This is a genomic window from Pontibacter sp. GD7 (genome assembly GCF_058216375.1).
Genome location: NZ_JBYZMP010000006.1, coordinates 222,257 through 238,692, shown reverse-complemented (window position 1 = coordinate 238,692; position 16,436 = coordinate 222,257). Strand labels below are relative to the sequence as shown.

Sequence of the window (16,436 nt, the reverse complement as noted above, 5' to 3'; positions counted from 1 at the left end):
ATAAGGCGTTCAGGCTTTCGGTCTGCCATGCTTTTTAGTAGCTTTGTACAGCAGCACTTTATACTTTACAACCGCATACCATGGTAGAATTAGGCGATTACAACGAACTGGAAATAGCACGCGAAGTAGACTTTGGCGTTTACCTGACATCTGAGGACGGCGACATCCTGCTCCCGACAAAGTATATACCGGAGGGAGCACAAGTAGGCGACAAGGTGCGTGTGTTTATTTACCGTGACTCCGAAGACCGCATGATCGCCACCAACTTACACCCGTACGCCACTGTGGGTCAGTTTGCATGCCTTACCTGCACCGATGTAACGCCTTTTGGCGCGTTCCTGGACTGGGGATTGGAGAAGGACCTCCTAGTACCACTCAACAATCAAAAAGACAAAATGCAGGTAGGCAAAAAATACTGCGTGTACTTATACCTGGATGAGGCCTCTGACCGTGTGGTAGCCACCTCCAAGCTGGGCAAATACCTGCAAAACGAGCACATACAGTTAACCGAGGGCGAAGAGGTACAGCTGCTGGTAGCAGGCTACACAGACCTCGGCATTAAGGTTATCATTAACAATGACTACATGGGCATGCTTTACCGGAACGAGGTTTTCAAGGACCTGCGCATCGGCGATACGGCTACTGGTTTCATCAAGAATATCCGCCCGGACAATAAGATAGACGTGACCCTGCGCAAACCAGGCGCCACCCAGAAAACAGAGTCTGACGAGGCCTCTGAGAAGATACTGCGACTGCTTAGAGAAGGCAGAGGCTGGCTTCCGCTTTCAGACAACAGCACCCCGGAGGATATCTACCAGACACTGGGCATGAGCAAAAAAACCTTTAAGCGTGCTATCGGAGGCCTTTATAAAGCCGGCCAGATCACCATCTCCGAAGACAGTATAAGGCTGAGCTAAAACCCCATATTACCTGATCTAAACCGAGTACCTAACCTTAATAGCTGCGATTACAGCTGCCGCAGCAAAGTATAATGCTATACAGATTTTTACTTCTTTTTACTGCACTCTGTGCAGCTGCCGGTATGGCCACTGCCGGTAATAACCCCGAAGCCAATGCCCGTTACAAAACCACCACAGCGCTGCGCACCACACAGGCGCCGGTGGTTGATGGTGTTTTAGAGCCTGAAGTATGGCAAACGGTGATGCCTGCCACTAACTTTATCCAGTTCGACCCGATAAACGGCAAACCCTCTAAGCAGAAAACCGAAGTATACATGCTGTATGATAATGACGCCATTTACATTGGTGCGCAACTCTACGACACAGCCCCGGATTCTATACTTACCCAGCTAGGCGACCGCGACTCCGGCGAGAACAACTCGGATATGTTTGGTGTGTACCTGGACACCTACAACGACAGGCAGAACGCCTTTGCCTTTCTGGTATCTGCTGCCGGTGTTCAAACCGACATCAAGATATCGCAGGGCCGCGAAGATAAAAACTGGGATGCCGTGTGGGCAAGCAGCGTGAAACGCAACAGCCTGGGCTGGGCCGTGGAAATGAGGATACCATATGGCGCCATCCGTTTCCCGAAGGCTGAAGTACAGACCTGGGGCATAAACTACATGCGCATTATCCGCCGCACCCGCGAGAAATCTTACTGGAACCACGTTGATAACTCTGTTGCAGGATTTGTAAACCAGTCGGGCCGCACGGTGGGCATCGAAAGTATAAAATCGCCGGTACGCCTGCAGTTTTCGCCATACGTGTCGGGCTATGTAAACCACTACCCATCAAATGTGCCGGGCAAAAGCAACCTCGGCTATTCTGTTAATGGTGGCATGGACGTGAAGTATGGCATAAACGATGCTTTTACCCTGGATGTGACCCTGATCCCGGACTTCGGGCAAACGCAGTCTGATAATCAGATACTGAACCTGTCGCCGTTTGAGGTCAAGTTCAGTGAAAACCGACAGTTCTTTACCGAGGGCACTGAGTTGTTTGATAAAGCCGGGCTGTTTTACTCACGCCGCATTGGCGGTACGCCTCTTCTGTATGGCAAGGCCAGGACATTTTTAAATACCGGCGAAACCCTGGAAGAAAACCCAGATGTTAGTAGCCTGGTGAATGCGGCCAAAGTGTCCGGCAGAACACGAAAGGGCCTGGGAGTAGGCATTTTTAATGCCATCACCCGTAACATGTTTGCCACCGCCAAAAACGAGGAAGGCGAAACACGAGAGATCTTAACCGACCCCACAACCAATTACAACGTTTTTGTGCTGGACCAGACTTTCCGGAACAACTCTTTTGTAACCTTTACAAATACCAACGTTACTCGTACCCAGGAATTTTACGATGCCAACGTATCAGGCCTGCAGCTACGCTTTGCAGACAGGTCTAATACATATGCCATCCGGGCCGGTGGCAACATAAGCCAGCTGTTTGGAAAGTTTGAGGGAGAGGATGTAACGCTTGGCCATCAGTACAACATCAACTTAGCCAAGATAAGCGGTAACTTCAAGTATAACCTGAGCCACAATGTGGAGTCGGACAAGTATGATATAAATGATCTGGGCTTTATCAGAAATAACAACGAAGTAAGCACCTCGGCACAGGTACAGTATAACTTCTACCAGCCTGTATGGAAGTTCCTGACCTGGAATAATCGCCTTAACGTGAACCATAGCATGTTGTATGCCCCACGTGAGTTTGTAAGTATGAATATCGGCGGTGGGCACTCGGTTAAGTTCCGAAGCTTTACAACTGCCTATGCCAACTGGTCTGTGAGGCCCGGAAACGCATATGATTATTTTGAAGCACGATCTTTTCCGAGAGTTTTTGTAAAGCCACCAGCGTTCGAAGCAAGCAGCGGCATCTCAACAGATTACCGTAAACGTTTGGCCTTTGATGCAAATTTGGGGCACTGGGAGTCCAGGCGCTATAACCAGAGCAACTGGTGGGCAAGCATTAACCCAAGGTTCAGGGTAAACGACAGGCTGCTGCTTATAAACGGCTATAACTATAGCATCGAGAAGAACAACATCGGGTATGCCAGGAAAATGGGGAGTGATGTTATTTTCGGAGACCGTGACCTGAATGTGCTGACAACTACGTTAAACGGCACTTACACATTCAATAACAAAACCGGGCTTTCGCTTAACATGCGCCATTACTGGTTCAGGGCCGAGTATGATTCGTTTTACAGCTTAACGGACAAAGGCTTGTTACAGCCATCCGCTGCCACTGTAGATGATATTAACACGAACATTTTTAACATTGACCTGGTGTATACCTGGCGCTTTGCACCTGGCAGCGAGTTGCGTGTTGTCTGGAAGAATGCGATACAGGAGAGAACCAACACGATAACGCCTCAATATTTCGACAACCTGTCGCGCACCATGCAGGCACCGCAAAACAATAATTTTTCGGTTAAGCTACTATACTTCATAGACTATATAGCCATTAAAAACGTACTTTCTGCATAAGCCAATTTTATGCAGAAAGTACGATACGCACTTATTGCCGGAGCCAGCGGATTGGTAGGCGGACACTGCCTGGAGCTGCTGCTCAAAAGCGACCGATACAGCCAGGTTATCTCTGTGGGCCGGCGCGACCTGCCCCTGATACACCCGAAGCTGGAGCAAAAGATCATAGACTTTAATAAGCTGGCAAGTTATGCCCCCGACCTGGCCGTGGATGACGTGTACTGCTGCCTGGGCACTACCATTAAACAAGCCGGCTCCAAAGAGGCTTTCTACAAAGTAGACCATACATATGTGCTGGACCTGGCCAGGATAACTGCAAACAAAGGCGCCTCGCAGTTTATAGTTGTCTCCGCCATGGGTGCCGATGCCAACTCCATGATATTTTACAATAAGGTTAAGGGCGAGATGGAGCGGGATATTCAGCAACTGGGCTTTGAAACTGTGCACATACTCCGGCCATCCTTGCTGCTTGGCGACCGGGAGGAACACCGCACCGGAGAGGAACTGGCCTCCAAGATCATGAAGCCCCTAAGCAACCTGATGGTGGGGCCACTGAAAAAGTATAAGCCCATCGAGGCCGAAACCGTGGCGAAAGCCATGCTGCAGGTGGCATCACAGCAACAAAAGGGCTTATTTATCCATTCCTCCGACGAAATTGCCGCATTAGGCGCTAAACTGTAGCCTATACTATGCCGTAAGTTGCTTGCATATACTTAAACCAACATGCAGGCACAACACTTACAGCATATATTCCCGAAAGCATCCCAGTACGACCCGGAGTGGGTACGCAAGCACTCTATGGGCGAAAACGTTTTGTTTAACCTCGAAAGCCTTACCAAATCGCTGGACCTTAAACCAGGCATGCGTGTGCTGGACCTGGGTTGCGGCAAGGCCATCAGCTCTATTTTTCTGGCAAAGGAATTCGGTGTTAAAGTATGGGCCGTAGACGAGGCCGTGTCGGCCAGCGACAATTACCACCGCATACGCGAAGAAGCATGCGAGGACCTGGTGATACCTTTGGAAGCCGATGCCCGCGCCCTGCCCTTTGCCGAAGAGTATTTTGACGTGGTGATTGTGGTAGACTCTTATACTTACTTCGGGACCGACGAAAAATACCTGCCATATATTGCCCGCTTCATAAAACCGGGTGGTTGCATTGCCATTGTGGATGTTTGCTTCACAAAAGAGATCGAGTCGCTGGACCAGGTGCCTGGTTTTCTGAAAGAGGACTACCAGAACTACTGGTACTTTGTGCACACCATAGACTGGTGGAAAAAACTCTGGGAAAAAACCGGCCTGGTAGACATACAGGCCGCCAAATATTTAGACGAGGCCGAACTGGTACGGGAAAACTATATCAAAGACTTTAAGGATGCTGAAGATGAGGACCCTTTTGCCAAAGCCCTCCAACTTGATACGCAGCACTTTATTTCCTTCTTTAAAATTATAGGTCAGCGCACCAAAAAGTCGGTTTACCTGCAGGACTATAAAGTTGAACTAAAAAATTAATCCTCCCTTATACAATATTCGTTTGTTACTCCGTTAGAAGTATTAATTTTGCCCGCCCTGATGCCTTTTTAGCAGGCGAGGCGAATGACAATTTTTCAATTTTTTAATAATTAAATGAAAACTTTACTACGCTTGACAATTGCACTGGCTCTGTTGCTTAGTGTTACTGTTGCTGCAAAAGCACAGAGTGGCTACTCTACAGGCATCGGCTTTAGAGGTGGTATTGCCTCTGGCCTCACTGTTAAACACTTTATCAAAAGCGATGCTGCCATCGAGGGTATTTTAAGCACAAACTTCAGGCACCGCGGCACAGTTATCACAGTGCTTTATGAGAAACACGCGCAGGCCTTCAATGCAAAAGGCTTACTGTGGTACTATGGTCTGGGTGGTCACGTTGGTTTCCATGAGGGCCGCCACTACTACGACTACGGTCACAAGCATTACCAAGATAACGTGGTGGCTTTAGGCGTTGACGGCATACTTGGCCTGGAGTACTACATCCGCGATATCCCTTTCACGATCGGCGCCGACATTAAGCCATACATCAACATTCCATCTGGCGGCGGCTTCTGGGACAGCGCCCTGCACGTGCGTTATGTGTTTTAATCTGATGAATGGTTGATGGCTACATTGTTTAATTGCTAAACTACACAGCCGTTAAAGTATAAAAAGGCCTTGCTAAAGTATAGCAAGGCCTTTTTAAATTCTATGAGCCTGTTTAGAGTTTATTAAAATCCATACTGCCTGCCCTTGCTGCGTGTTATCACCAGCAAGTATAATAGCCAGTGCCTTATATTGTTGGTGAAAAACACCAGCAATGACGGGTCGATTTCTTTTAACCAAAACCCTAAACAGCTTTTATATCGATAAGTATAGCATCTGCATACTTGCAACAGAATTAATCACGCTAAATCAACTTAATCCCCATTAATCTGTGGTCAGCCCCCCATTAACCCTAGAGTCGTTTCACTCTATTTTTTTGTCATCCTGGAAGGATCTTGGTGGCTGGGAGGACAAGCTTAACCTCCGGGGGTAGGGGCCCTCTTTCTCTCACAAGTTTCCCCGAATCAAGTTCGGGGTTAAAACTTAACAGAATGACAGAAGTTTTTTCAATTTTTATTAGAATGAAAAAGACCCAGCCATTAATCCGTGGTCTGATTAGCTTACCAGGCAATGTGCAGCAAGGCGTCGCCCTGGTTTACAACAGGCATGTTGTTTAAGCCAACAATATAGCCTGCCGCAGGCGCATTCAGCCTTACTTCCATTTCACCGTAAGGGTCGGTTATACTTCCTACCTGCTGGTTCTTCTTCACATACTCGCCAATTTTGATGGAGGTGCGCCACAAGCCGGCGTTTTTAGCACGAACCCAGATGTCTTTCATGCACACGATGCTTGGCTCTGACGGCTCTGTGTGGTTTGCCATCATGCCCAGGTGGTGCAGCACACGGCAAGTGCCCTCAATGCCCATGTTTATACCTTTCTCGTCAAAGCGCAGGCTTTCTCCGGTTTCATACACAAGTATGGATTTGCCCAGCTTTCCGGCCTCTTTTCGCAGCGACCCCTGTCGGTAAGGCGCGTTCATGATAAAGGGAGCGGCAAACGCTTTGGCAAGCTCTTCGTTCCTATAATCGCTGAGCACGCAGCGTATCTGTGGGTAATTGGCCCGGCTGGAGCCTCCGGTATGGAAATCGAGGCCGTAGTCCACGTAAGGCATTACCTCCTTCATAAAGCGGTGCGCCACACGGCTAGCAAGTGAGCCGTCGCGGTTACCCGGGAAGCTCCGGTTCACGTCTTTACCGTCCGGCACCTCTCTTGAGAAGTTCAGGAAGCCATAAATATTTAACACCGGCACTGCTATGATGGTACCTTTTAGTGGGTAGAGCATCTTTTTAGACAGCATTCTCCGGATGATCTCCGTGCCATTTACCTCATCGCCGTGCATGCCGGCCATCAGCAGCACCACCGGCCCATCGTGCACAGACCGAAAAACATAAACAGGAATATCTATTACGGTGCCGCTGGGTAGTTTACTGATTACCAGCTTTGTAAGCACCTTCTCACCACGGTCTATACTTCTACCGTTGATTACAATTGCTTCGGGCATGCTATTCTTTTACTCTCTTCTTCGGCTTTTTCTGGATCAGCCCTTCAACGTACTCTATAATTTTGGAGGCGATGTCTTTTTGTGTGGCTCGCTCAATACCCTCTAAGCCCGGCGAGGAATTTACCTCAAGTATAAGCGGCCCACGTTTAGACTGCAGCATGTCTACGCCGGCTACGCCCAGGCCAAGTGACTTTGCGGCCAGCAGGGCAGCAGCCTTTTCCTGGCGGGTTAATTTGATAAGAGATGCCTTGCCGCCACGGTGCAGGTTAGAACGGAATTCGCCCTCTTTGCCCTGGCGCTTCATGGCTCCCACTACCTCGCCGTTTACTATAAACGCGCGGATATCGGCACCACCAGCCTCGGCAATAAACTCCTGCACAATAATGCGCGCCTTCAGGTTATGGAATGCCTCAATCACAGACTCTGCTGCCTTTCTGGTCTCGGCCAGCACTACACCCAAACCTTGCGTGCCCTCCAGCAACTTAATTACCAGCGGAGCGCCGCCCACTTCCTTCACCAGCTCTGATGTTTCTTTGGAATAGTTGGTGAATGCTGTTTTAGGCATGCCCAGTCCTGCCCTGGAAAGGATCTGCAAGGAGCGCAGTTTGTCCCTGGAGCGCACAATACCCTGCGACTCAACCGCGCTTTTCACTTTCATCATCTCAAACTGGCGCACCACGGCCGTACCATAAAAGGTAACCGATGCACCAATTCTTGGGATAACGGCGTCAATGTCTGTCAGGCGTTCGCCTTTATAAAGAATGTGCGGGTCGCCCTGCTCGATCACAAGGTCGCAGCGCAGGTGGTCTAACACAATGGCTTCGTGCCCCCGCTGCTCCGCGGCCTCCACCAGGCGGCGGGTAGAGTATAGCTTTGGGTTACGGGAGAGTATGGCTATCTTCATGGAATTACTTATTCTGCTGTTGTTTGATTTTATACTTCTGTGCGACGTTTTTACGGGAAACATCAACAATAAACCGCCCTTTTAACAATTTTCTGCCGATAAGCACCGGATACTTCATGTCGCTGCGGTCCGAAAGCGAGAACTCAGCCTCTATTGTTTCGTCGTAAAGCCTGATCTTGGTCTTGATCACGAAACGCTCCTGCTTCTCCCCTATTGAGCTTTTGATCTCGCGCAGCTCGTACTCGGCAAACTCCAGCTTTTTGTGGTTGTATTGCGGGTGCGAGGGGTCCAGCAGGTCCAGGCAAATTACTTTGGTACCGTCGGGTTTTGTCTCTTCATGTATGTCGGAGCAATGGATGGCGGAAGTAAAAGCACCTGTGTCAATTTTGGCCTCAACATCCTCTATGTCCAGCTCCGGAAACGAAACCAGTTCCCGCCGCCCAATAAGCTTTTTCTCTGTTTTAGGTTTTTCTGTCTTATCTGCTCTCATCAAGGGCAAATTAGGAATTCTGAAGTATGAATTACGAATTATGAATTAGATTTTTTCATAAAAGTATAAACCGGGCTATTAACCCCTGTTCAAAGCAAGCCCAATTCATCATTCATAATTCATAATTCGTAATTATCTATTATAGCTGATCCGGTAAATGGCATCGTTCTTATCGTCGGAAACCAGCAGCGCTCCGTCTGGCATTACCAGCACATCCACAGGGCGGCCCCAGTCGTTCTCACCTTGCAGCCACCCTTCGGCAAACGGCTCATAAGACGTGGCTTTTCCGTTGGCATCCAAGTTGACCTGCATTACCCTGTAGCCAGACTTTTGGGAGCGGTTCCAGGAGCCATGCTCTGCAATCAGTACCTTGTTCTTATACTCCTTCGGGAACATGTTGCCTGTATAGAACTTCATGCCCAAAGCGGCCACGTGCGGCCCCAGCTTCTGAACTGGCTTTATAAACTCGCCGCAGCTGCGCTTGTCTCCAAACTCAGGGTCCTTTATATCGCTGCCGTGGCAATAAGGGTACCCAAAATGCTGGCCTTTGGCAGTGGCGCGGTTAAGTTCATCCGGTGGAATGTTGTCTCCCAGCATGTCGCGGCCGTTGTCGGTAAAGTATAGATTTCTGGTTTTAGGGTGCCAGTCGAAGCCAACGGTATTGCGCACGCCATGGGCATACACCTCTAGTCCGGAGCCATCGGGGTTCATGCGTGCAATGCTGGCGTAGATGGGCTTGTCACGGTTTTCGCAGATGTTGCAAGGGGCACCAACCGGCACGTACAGCTTGCCATCGGGCCCGAAAGCGATATACTTCCAGCCATGATGGCGCTCGGTTGGCAGCTTGTCATTTACCACCTCATACTTTGGCTTATCCCGGAAGGTGCGCTCAATATTCGGGAACCGAAGCACACGGTTTATCTCTGCCACATACAAATCGCCGTTGCGCAAAGCCACCCCGTTGGGCGTGTTCAGGCCAGAGGCTACCTCCACTACTTCTTCTGCCCTGCCGTCTTTGTTCTTGTCCACGATGGCAAACACCTTGTCGTTGCTGCGCGTGCCTACAAACAGGATACCCGATGGACTTAATGCCATAGAGCGGGCATTTTTCACGTTTTTGGCATAATAGTCTATCTTAAAGCCGGCGGGTAGTTTTATTTTGGCCAGCTTCTCATCAGCAGGCTCCGGAGATGCCACAGGGTTTTCGGCAACTACTTCTGTATTTTCACTTCTGTCGGTGGTGGTATTATCAGAGGAGCAGCTGGCTGTAAGCAACAGCAAACTACCCCATAACAGACTGATCGGCATGTTCATGGTATAATGAAAGGTTTAGCTAAAGTTATAGTATAAGTATAAAGCGGCCTCAGGTTACTTCCTGATCTGAAACCCTTTGTCAGGTTTTCTGCTTTTGTTTCCGCTCGTGCAGCAGATCTGCCACATCACTCAGCAGGTTAGAGTGTCCGGCTTTCAGCACTACCAGTTCTCCCTGGTTCAGGGCTTTTACAAAAACACCTACACGCTTTGGCGTAATGATCTGGTCATACTCTCCGAGAAACATGGTTACCGGTACTTCGTGCTTGTTGAGCAGGCCTACTATCTGCCGGATATCAAAATTCAGTTCCCGGAAGCCTATCCAACTGCGGTACACGCGCAGACGCTTGGCCGTGCTGTCCATCTGGAAATGGGCAAACCGGATCAGGCTTTTATGCACCATGTTATACTTGTCAAGCATGCGCAACAGGCCAAAGAAAAACTCCGGCTTTACCACCGTGCGCTTGAACAGTTGCTGCAACCAGCCCGGATAAGTGGCGATGTTGTACCAGAAACTTGTTTTGATACCGTCCGGCGCGATCAGGAAAAGTTCCTCAATGCGTTCAGGCATGGTCTCTACCAGGGTAAGCGCAAACTTGCCGCCCATGCTAAAACCCATCAACGAGAATTTCTCCAGCTTATACTTCCTGAGGAAGTGAAGTATAAACTCCTTGAGGTATGGTTTTGTTAGCGGCAGGCTTTTTTTATGCAAAGTGCTCCCCCCATGAAAAAACAGGTCGAAAGCATAGATGGTATAGTCGCTGCCCAATGCCCGCTCCATACTTTGGTAGTATGCGCTGCTTTGCCCATACCCATGAAAAGCCAGCAAAGGCTTATCCCCGTGCCCAATTACACGGTAATGAAGCTTGGAGCCGTTTTTAAGGATGTAAGGCATTGTTTAATTGTTGATTGTTAAATTGCTTAATTGTTAGATGGTTTAATGGTTTAAATTGTTGGATGGTTAAGTGAGGCTATACTTTGTCTTCGTTGTTTCCGGTGTTATTCATACCATACATCAATAGATGTCATCTTACGAAAATCAACAATTAAACCATTAAACAATTAAACCATTTAACAATTAAAGTTTAGAAACTCCCCCTGATACGATGAATTTCATTACTTCGCTGCTAGGGGCATCCAGAAATGTTACGTTACGGATCGGTACGAGAAAAAGCTCACCGGAGAAGTTATAGGAGTGCGGAAAGTATACGGCCACTTTATCCTGACAATCGAAGCTGATAATGGCATCCTGGGTTACGAACCCTAGCTTACAGTTCTCAGAATCTTCAGACATCTTTACCATAACCGGCTTATTAAACTTCTGGTTATCTCCCACAAAGGCATCAAACAGGTCTTTAATACTGGAGTAGATGATGCTTACCAGCGGGACTTTGTGAAAGAGCCTCTCTGTGATTATAAAAAAGGGCTTCACTAAAAACGAGGACCCTATATAGCCAACCAGCGTTAGCAGCACCACCATAATCAGGATACCCAGACCCGGAATGCCCAGGTCGAACAAACCGTTCAGCCAGTCTATGATGGCTACCACGATCCAGACGGTAATAGTGAATGGGGCAATTATCAGAAGCCCGTTAAGAAAATATCGGAATAGGTTTTTCATTGTAAGGTCAAAAAAAAGGCTTTGCCGAAGCAAAGCCTAAATTAGCAAAAATGCTTTATAGTATAAACGCTATACTTATACTTCGGCCAGACTTAAATTTTCAATGTACGTTGCAACACGCTGCATCAACCACATTGGCGTAGAGGTAGCACCACAGATGCCCACGCTCTGCACACCCTCAAACCACTCTGGCTGTAGTTCCTGCTCGTTTTCTACAAAGTAGCTGTTCGGGTTGTGCTGCTTGCATACGCTGTAAAGGGCCTTTCCGTTCGAGCTTTTCTTGCCGCTTACAAATACCAGCACATCATGCTCTGTTGAGAATTTGGCAAGCTGCGGCTCACGGTTAGATACCTGGCGGCAAATGCTGTCGTTGGCGTTAAAGGCCGGTTGCGTGCTGTCTGCGTTGGCCTGCTTTATACGCTCCTCGATCAGTTCCTTGATATGGTAAAAGCCCTTCGTGCTTTTGGTGGTCTGGCTAAACAGGGTAACCGGACGCGTAAAGTCTATTTTCTCCAGGTCTGCTTCCGTAGTAACGATGATGGCTTCATCGCCGGTCTGGCCCGCAAGACCAATTACCTCGGCGTGGCCCACTTGCCCGTAAATCACGATCTGGCTGTTCTCGCTGCGGCCACTGTCATAGGCGTGCTTTACACGGTTTTGTAGCTTCAACACCACAGGGCATGAAGCATCGATAAGCTCGATGTTATTCTCAAGAGCCAATTTATATGTTTCAGGCGGCTCACCGTGTGCCCTGATCAGTACTTTGCAATCACGAAGCTCTTTAAGCTGATCACGCTCGATAATACGGAGTCCTTTTTCATAAAGTCGCTGCACCTCCATGCTGTTATGCACGATATCGCCCAGGCAATAAAGCTCCTCACAGTTTTCCATTTCGTCTTCGGCCATTTGTATGGCGAATTCCACGCCAAAGCAATAGCCTGAGTTCTTATCAATGGTTACCTTCATGATTCTTTTACTTCAATTTTATTAGCGGCCTTCTCCTCATACCCTAGCAAAGCAGATGTGGCATGCTCCAGCACAAAGTCAACCTGCTCGTCGATGGTCATGTGCGAGGTATCCAGCAAAGCGGCATCATCAGCTCTGCGCAAAGGGCTCTCTGCCCTCGTAGAGTCGATCAGGTCGCGCTTCAGCAGGTTCTCCTTTATCTCATCCAGGTTTACCAGTTGCTTTTTCTCCAGCAACTCTACCTGTCTGCGCTTGGCACGTGTGTCCACGTCGGCAGTCATGAATATCTTTACCTCGGCATCCGGGAACACAGCCGTACCGATATCCCTGCCATCCATTACCACGCCACGCTTACGGCCCATTTTCTGCTGCTGTGCCACCATGGCGCGACGTACCTCGGGCACTACGCTTACCTCGCTTACCTGGTTCGAGATATACATCTTCCGGATCTCATCTTCAACATTCAGGCCATTCAGGAAAACCTCGTTGCGCTTGGTCTTAGGGTTGTAATGAAATTCTATCTCGATGTTGTTCAGAGCCTCCTTAATTTCCTTAGGGTTAGTAAGCGAAACATGGTGCTCCAGAAAGTATAATGTAACCGCACGGTACATGGCGCCGGTATCAATGTAGGCGTAGCCCAGGTCGGCGGCCACCATTTTGGCTGTTGTACTTTTACCACAAGAGGAGTAGCCGTCGAGTGCGATTACGATCTTCTTCATAAAGAGAAAAATATTGGGGAATTAATTTGAATCGCAAGGGCAGGGTTGTTTGCCGCGCTTGCTCTTTTTCTGGTACTTAGCCGTCTTTTTTTGCTGAGGTGTTTTGTTGGAGCAACCAGCCAACGTACCTGTGGCCAGAAAGCTTGCTAAAACCAAATATGAAATATACTTTCTCAAAACGACTGAATTTAACGCAAATATAAAGTAATTTACCGTTTTAAGCCTTATAACAAGGCAATTTATCGTAACAAAGCACAACACCATGCACGCAGACTTCACCGTTTCCGGACATATCATCGATATACAACAGCAAGAAACATACGCTGGCACAGTCCATGTTTCAAACGGCCGCATTTCTAAAATAGTTCGTGAGGAAACTACCTCTACCAATTATATTTTACCCGGCTTCGTGGATGCCCATGTGCACGTGGAAAGCTCGATGCTGGTACCCTGCGAATTTGCACGCCTTGCAGTTCCGCATGGCACTGTGGCCACTGTATCAGACCCACACGAAATCGGCAACGTGCTGGGCCTGGAGGGCGTGGAGTATATGATCGAGAATGGCAACAAGGTACCTTTTAAGTTTTACTTTGGCGCTCCATCCTGCGTGCCGGCCACCCCTTTCGAAACAGCCGGCGCCGAGATAACGGCAGCTGACATAGAGAAATTGTTTCAGCGGGAAGAAGTAAAGTACTTGGCAGAGATGATGAACTGGCCCGGCGTACTAAACCGCGACCCGGATGTGATGGAGAAGATCGCGCTGGCGCAACGTTACGGCAAAGCCGTAGATGGACACGCACCCGGCCTGCGTGGCGAACAGGCAGCACTGTATGCGGCAACCGGCATCACCACCGACCACGAGTGCTTTACCGCTGAAGAGGCCCTGGACAAGCTGGCCGTTGGCATGAAGATACTGATACGCGAAGGCAGCGCTGCCAAAAACTTCGAGGCCCTGATTCCGCTGTTGCCAGAACATTACCAGAACATCATGTTCTGCTCCGACGACAAGCACCCGGACAACCTGGTGGAAGGCCACATAAACCTGCTGGTAAAGCGCGCCTTGGAAAAGGGAAATGATTTATACCATGTGTTGTGGGCAGCCTGCGTAAACCCGGTTCTGCACTATAAACTGGACGTAGGCCTGCTGCAGGAAGGCGACCCGGCAGATTTTATACTTATCGATAACCCAGAGGACTTTAACATACAGGCAACCTACATAAACGGGGAGTTAGTGGCCGAGCAGGGTAGAACTAACATTGCGTTTTCGGAAAGCGAGGAGGTAAACAACTTTGACACGGACGTGAAGGTGCCGCAGCAGTTTGAAATACCTGTAGGCGATGCTCACAAGATACGCGTGATAGAGGCATACGACGGACAACTGATCACTAAAGAGGCATGGGCCACGCCCAAGGTGCACAACGGCTTTATAGTTTCGGATGTGGAGCAGGACGTTTTAAAAGTGGCCGTTGTAAACCGTTACGAGAACACCATTCCGGCTGTGGCGTTTATTAAAAACATTGGCTTAAAAGAGGGCGCCATTGCCTCGTCGGTGGGCCACGACTCCCACAATATTATTGCCATTGGCGTAGACGATGCCTGCATTACCCGAGCCGTGAACATGATCATAAAAGCAAAGGGTGGTGTAGCTGCTGTTGGCTTGGGCAAAGAAGAGTTGCTGCCCTTACCGGTGGCGGGCATCATGTCGGCGCAGGATGGTTACAAAGTGGCAGAGGCATACTCAGCCATTGATAAGATGAGCAAGGAGATGGGCAGTAAACTAGCATCGCCTTTCATGACGTTATCTTTTATGGCCCTGCTCGTAATACCCTCACTTAAACTCAGCGACAAAGGGTTGTTTAATGGCGACGTGTTTCAGTTTGTACCATTAGCAGAGTAGTTGGCACGCCGTTGATTTCAAAGTATAAAGTATAGCCTTAGGGCTGCAATAAATGGAGGAGCTCATCCTTTTTCTGGTTGGCATGCTGGTAAGCGCATTCGGCACCATCATCGGGTTTGGCGGCGGGGTGTTCATGGTGCCTATACTTATCATCTTCTTCGGCTTTAACATCGAGATCGCCATTGGGTCCACGATGGCCTCGCTGGTGCCGGCATCCATTATTGCCTCTGTGTTTAACCTCCGTGACAGAAGTATAGATTATGTGGTGGGCACCCTGATTCAGCTGCCGGCAGTGGTGGGCACTGTGCTGGGCGCTTTTATGGTGGCCTTTTTGCCGGTATTTAAGCTGCAGTTTGTGTTTGCTCTGTTTGTGGTTGCCATTGGGGCCACCATGTTTGCCCCTAAAAAGAAAAAAGTACGCTCTAAACGTTCCGGGATGATGTACCGCATGCGCAGGGTACCTACTTCCTTTATCCGTAAGAACAGGGCAAAGCACATCGCGTACAGGCTTAATGGCGGGCTAGTTTCTGCTTTCGGGTTTATTTCAGGTGTAATGGCAGGGCTTTTTGGAATTGGCGGGGGCTTTGTGCAAACGCCAGCCATGATCAAGCTGTTCCGGATACCGCACCAGATCGCTACGTCAACTTCGCTGTTTATACTTGTCATCACCAGCTTTACCGGCTTTATAAGTCACTTTTTGCTGGGCAACGTAATGTGGAGCCGTGCCTTGCCATTGGTGGCGGCTTTTGCGCTGGGTGCACTGGGCGGCAACCTGGTAAAGAAAAGGCGCAACCCACAGGGCTTAAAAATGGAACGACTGATCGGTATCGGGCTTTTTCTGGCGGGATTTGGCGTGCTGCTAAACCTGGCTATAAAATCTAACTTTGGCTTTTCTTTTTAGCGCCGTGGCATACAGGTATCAGAGCCGGATAAATCCTTAGCATAAGATCAACTTATACTTTATACTATAAAACAAAGGGCCGGCTCTGATTTGAGCCGGCCCTTTGCTGTTATACTTCGTGTTAAATTTAGTTCTGGAAATACTTTGTAAGCAGCCCTTTCACTTTCTCTATACTTAGTGGCTTTGTCAGGTACTCTGCTGCATACTTTTTAGAAGTTTCGGTATCCTGGGGGTGTGTAGAGCTTGTAAGCACTGCCATCACGATCTTCTTTCTGAAATCCGCATTAAGGCGTTCGTACAGGTCCAGCATCTCAAAGCCATCCATCACGGGCATGTTAATATCCAGGAAGATCAGTTCCGGCTGAAAGTAATCCTTGTTGCCTGGGTCGTAGTTGTTATTGCTGACGTTGTACAAATAATCAAAGGCCTGCTTGCCATTCACAAAGGTGCGGATATTGTCAGTCACCTCCAGCCTCTCCAGCAAGCGGCGGTTCAGGAAATTTGTTGTTTCGTCGTCATCAATAAGCAAAACCCCGGATAACTTTTTCATGATGAACAGTTGAGTTAA

16 protein-coding genes are annotated in these 16,436 nt (G+C 48.8%); 7 read left to right on the top strand and 9 right to left on the bottom strand.

The features are described 5' to 3' along the window. The first annotated feature begins 80 nt into the window (after positions 1-80). From AC4BAP_RS11715 to AC4BAP_RS11695, 5 genes are all read left to right on the top strand, one after another. Positions 81-917 (top strand): CvfB family protein, encoded by an 837-nt coding sequence (locus tag AC4BAP_RS11715; protein ID WP_490582839.1) that lies wholly within the window; start codon positions 81-83, stop codon positions 915-917. Between the two features lie 74 nt (positions 918-991). Then, positions 992-3,445: a DUF5916 domain-containing protein gene (locus AC4BAP_RS11710; RefSeq protein ID WP_490582838.1), complete on the top strand. Its 2,454-nt coding sequence runs from the start codon at positions 992-994 to the stop codon at positions 3,443-3,445. A 9-nt stretch (positions 3,446-3,454) separates the two neighbouring features. Beyond that, positions 3,455-4,126, top strand: coding sequence for an oxidoreductase (locus AC4BAP_RS11705; protein WP_490582837.1), 672 nt, complete (start codon positions 3,455-3,457; stop codon positions 4,124-4,126). Between the two features lie 42 nt (positions 4,127-4,168). Continuing rightward, complete coding sequence (locus AC4BAP_RS11700; protein ID WP_490582836.1) at positions 4,169-4,954, top strand: SAM-dependent methyltransferase; 786 nt, start codon at positions 4,169-4,171, stop codon at positions 4,952-4,954. A 114-nt stretch (positions 4,955-5,068) separates the two neighbouring features. Beyond that, on the top strand, positions 5,069-5,560 hold the full coding sequence (locus AC4BAP_RS11695; protein ID WP_490582835.1) for a hypothetical protein: 492 nt from the start codon (positions 5,069-5,071) through the stop codon (positions 5,558-5,560). 557 nt (positions 5,561-6,117) lie between these two features. On the opposite strand, the gene AC4BAP_RS11690 is transcribed toward AC4BAP_RS11695, so the two are convergent. The 8 genes from AC4BAP_RS11690 to cmk form a co-directional block, all read right to left on the bottom strand. Then, positions 6,118-7,059: a succinylglutamate desuccinylase/aspartoacylase family protein gene (locus tag AC4BAP_RS11690; protein WP_490582834.1), complete on the bottom strand. Its 942-nt coding sequence runs from the start codon at positions 7,057-7,059 to the stop codon at positions 6,118-6,120. 1 nt (position 7,060) lies between these two features. Then, positions 7,061-7,963: a 30S ribosomal protein S6--L-glutamate ligase gene (rimK, locus tag AC4BAP_RS11685; protein WP_490582833.1), complete on the bottom strand. Its 903-nt coding sequence runs from the start codon at positions 7,961-7,963 to the stop codon at positions 7,061-7,063. A 4-nt stretch (positions 7,964-7,967) separates the two neighbouring features. Further along, on the bottom strand, positions 7,968-8,453 hold the full coding sequence (locus tag AC4BAP_RS11680) for an ATP-dependent zinc protease family protein (RefSeq protein WP_490582832.1): 486 nt from the start codon (positions 8,451-8,453) through the stop codon (positions 7,968-7,970). Between the two features lie 132 nt (positions 8,454-8,585). Then, the gene (locus AC4BAP_RS11675; RefSeq protein ID WP_490582831.1) at positions 8,586-9,767 is read right to left on the bottom strand and encodes a PQQ-dependent sugar dehydrogenase; all 1,182 of its coding nucleotides are present in this window, start codon (positions 9,765-9,767) and stop codon (positions 8,586-8,588) included. A gap of 79 nt (positions 9,768-9,846) precedes the next feature. Then, positions 9,847-10,659 (bottom strand): alpha/beta fold hydrolase, encoded by an 813-nt coding sequence (locus AC4BAP_RS11670; RefSeq protein ID WP_490582830.1) that lies wholly within the window; start codon positions 10,657-10,659, stop codon positions 9,847-9,849. A 183-nt stretch (positions 10,660-10,842) separates the two neighbouring features. Next, the gene (locus tag AC4BAP_RS11665) at positions 10,843-11,385 is read right to left on the bottom strand and encodes a DUF502 domain-containing protein (RefSeq protein WP_490582829.1); all 543 of its coding nucleotides are present in this window, start codon (positions 11,383-11,385) and stop codon (positions 10,843-10,845) included. A gap of 75 nt (positions 11,386-11,460) precedes the next feature. Further along, on the bottom strand, positions 11,461-12,351 hold the full coding sequence (locus AC4BAP_RS11660; RefSeq protein WP_490582828.1) for a 4-hydroxy-3-methylbut-2-enyl diphosphate reductase: 891 nt from the start codon (positions 12,349-12,351) through the stop codon (positions 11,461-11,463). After that, on the bottom strand, positions 12,348-13,070 hold the full coding sequence (gene cmk / locus AC4BAP_RS11655) for a (d)CMP kinase (RefSeq protein ID WP_490582827.1): 723 nt from the start codon (positions 13,068-13,070) through the stop codon (positions 12,348-12,350). The genes AC4BAP_RS11660 and cmk overlap by 4 nt, the downstream gene beginning before the upstream one ends. Before the next feature lie 262 nt (positions 13,071-13,332). Between cmk and ade the strand changes: the two genes are divergently transcribed. Together ade and AC4BAP_RS11645 are read left to right on the top strand one after the other, a co-directional pair. Further along, positions 13,333-14,967 (top strand): adenine deaminase, encoded by a 1,635-nt coding sequence (ade, locus tag AC4BAP_RS11650; protein WP_490582826.1) that lies wholly within the window; start codon positions 13,333-13,335, stop codon positions 14,965-14,967. Positions 14,968-15,019: 52 nt separating this feature from the next. Continuing rightward, positions 15,020-15,868 carry a sulfite exporter TauE/SafE family protein gene (locus AC4BAP_RS11645; protein WP_490582825.1) on the top strand — a complete coding sequence of 283 codons (849 nt, stop codon included), beginning with the start codon at positions 15,020-15,022 and terminating at the stop codon, positions 15,866-15,868. 127 nt (positions 15,869-15,995) lie between these two features. On the opposite strand, the gene AC4BAP_RS11640 is transcribed toward AC4BAP_RS11645, so the two are convergent. Next, on the bottom strand, positions 15,996-16,418 hold the full coding sequence (locus AC4BAP_RS11640) for a response regulator (protein WP_490582824.1): 423 nt from the start codon (positions 16,416-16,418) through the stop codon (positions 15,996-15,998). Positions 16,419-16,436 lie beyond the last annotated feature (18 nt).

Bases quoted from the DNA above. Each gene is read 5' to 3' on its own strand.
- ade (WP_490582826.1), top strand. From the start codon at position 13,333: ATGCACGCAGACTTCACCGTTTCCGGACATATCATCGATATACAACAG.
- AC4BAP_RS11640 (WP_490582824.1), bottom strand. From the start codon at position 16,418: ATGAAAAAGTTATCCGGGGTTTTGCTTATTGATGACGACGAAACAACA.
- AC4BAP_RS11715 (WP_490582839.1), top strand. From the start codon at position 81: ATGGTAGAATTAGGCGATTACAACGAACTGGAAATAGCACGCGAAGTA.
- AC4BAP_RS11660 (WP_490582828.1), bottom strand. From the start codon at position 12,351: ATGAAGGTAACCATTGATAAGAACTCAGGCTATTGCTTTGGCGTGGAA.
- AC4BAP_RS11690 (WP_490582834.1), bottom strand. From the start codon at position 7,059: ATGCCCGAAGCAATTGTAATCAACGGTAGAAGTATAGACCGTGGTGAG.
- AC4BAP_RS11700 (WP_490582836.1), top strand. From the start codon at position 4,169: ATGCAGGCACAACACTTACAGCATATATTCCCGAAAGCATCCCAGTAC.
- AC4BAP_RS11695 (WP_490582835.1), top strand. From the start codon at position 5,069: ATGAAAACTTTACTACGCTTGACAATTGCACTGGCTCTGTTGCTTAGT.
- AC4BAP_RS11645 (WP_490582825.1), top strand. From the start codon at position 15,020: ATGGAGGAGCTCATCCTTTTTCTGGTTGGCATGCTGGTAAGCGCATTC.
- rimK (WP_490582833.1), bottom strand. From the start codon at position 7,963: ATGAAGATAGCCATACTCTCCCGTAACCCAAAGCTATACTCTACCCGC.
- AC4BAP_RS11705 (WP_490582837.1), top strand. From the start codon at position 3,455: ATGCAGAAAGTACGATACGCACTTATTGCCGGAGCCAGCGGATTGGTA.
- AC4BAP_RS11665 (WP_490582829.1), bottom strand. From the start codon at position 11,385: ATGAAAAACCTATTCCGATATTTTCTTAACGGGCTTCTGATAATTGCC.
- AC4BAP_RS11675 (WP_490582831.1), bottom strand. From the start codon at position 9,767: ATGAACATGCCGATCAGTCTGTTATGGGGTAGTTTGCTGTTGCTTACA.
- AC4BAP_RS11670 (WP_490582830.1), bottom strand. From the start codon at position 10,659: ATGCCTTACATCCTTAAAAACGGCTCCAAGCTTCATTACCGTGTAATT.
- AC4BAP_RS11710 (WP_490582838.1), top strand. From the start codon at position 992: ATGCTATACAGATTTTTACTTCTTTTTACTGCACTCTGTGCAGCTGCC.
- cmk (WP_490582827.1), bottom strand. From the start codon at position 13,070: ATGAAGAAGATCGTAATCGCACTCGACGGCTACTCCTCTTGTGGTAAA.
- AC4BAP_RS11680 (WP_490582832.1), bottom strand. From the start codon at position 8,453: ATGAGAGCAGATAAGACAGAAAAACCTAAAACAGAGAAAAAGCTTATT.